1 protein-coding gene is annotated in these 832 nt (G+C 74.2%); it reads left to right on the top strand.

Annotated features, from left to right (window positions below; translation table 11 throughout):
- The coding region (gene eccB, locus OEY_RS0120060) for a type VII secretion protein EccB (protein WP_010595588.1) at positions 1–711 on the top strand (711 nt) is incomplete at its 5' end.
- Positions 712–832 lie beyond the last annotated feature (121 nt).

Here is an 832-nt window from a genome sequence, read left to right as displayed (position 1 = left end):
GACCCCCGCTATCCGATCGGCTCGCTGACCGTCGGTTCGGTGGTCCGCGTCGCAGTGCCGGACGGGAAGAAGTTCTACGTCGTGCTGCGCGACGGTGTGCAGGAGGTGTCCGAGGCGACGGCACAGATCGTCCACTTCACCGATTCGCAGGGCGCCGCGGAGATCCCTGCCGTCCCGCCGGATCTGCTACGGGACGCGCCGGCCGTGCGGGGTCTCGACGTGGACACCTTCCCCACGACCGTGCCCACGGTCGTCGATGCCGGCGACCGCCCCGTCGGATGCCTGACGTGGACCCCGGAGGCCGCCGCGGACGGACAGTCGCGGTCCGTCGTCGAGGTGTCGGCAGGCTCGGCACTGCCGCTACCCGAGGGGGCGGTGCCGGTGTCCCTGGCTCAGGCGGACGGCGGCGGGCCCGAGGCCGACAGCGCGTACCTCGCGCCCGGCCGCGGCGCGTTCGTGCAGACCACCTCCGTCGCGCCGGACAGTGCGCGGCGCGGCGCCCTCTTCTACGTCGCCGACACCGGCGTGCGGTACGGCATCGTCGACGCGGACGCCGCGACCGCCCTGGGATTCTCCGAACCCGTGCCCGCGCCGTGGCAGATTGTCGAATTGTTCGCGCCGGGACCGGCACTCGGGCGGGCGGAGGCGCTCGTCGCTCACGACGGCGTCGCACCCGATCCGGACCCGGCGCCGGTCGGCGCCGGCAGCTGACGCCGGCGTCGCAGCGACGCTGTCGCTCCCACGATCACGAGCACCACAGTCGCCGCGACGACCGCGACGTTCCGGGGCCGTTGATCCGTCGGCGCCGGTGGTGCCGGGGATGCGACGGCCA

It is taken from the genome of Rhodococcus sp. P14 (assembly GCF_000256505.1).
GTDB classification, from domain to species: domain Bacteria; phylum Actinomycetota; class Actinomycetes; order Mycobacteriales; family Mycobacteriaceae; genus Rhodococcus; species Rhodococcus ruber.
This window is presented reverse-complemented; position numbering and strand designations above follow the sequence as displayed.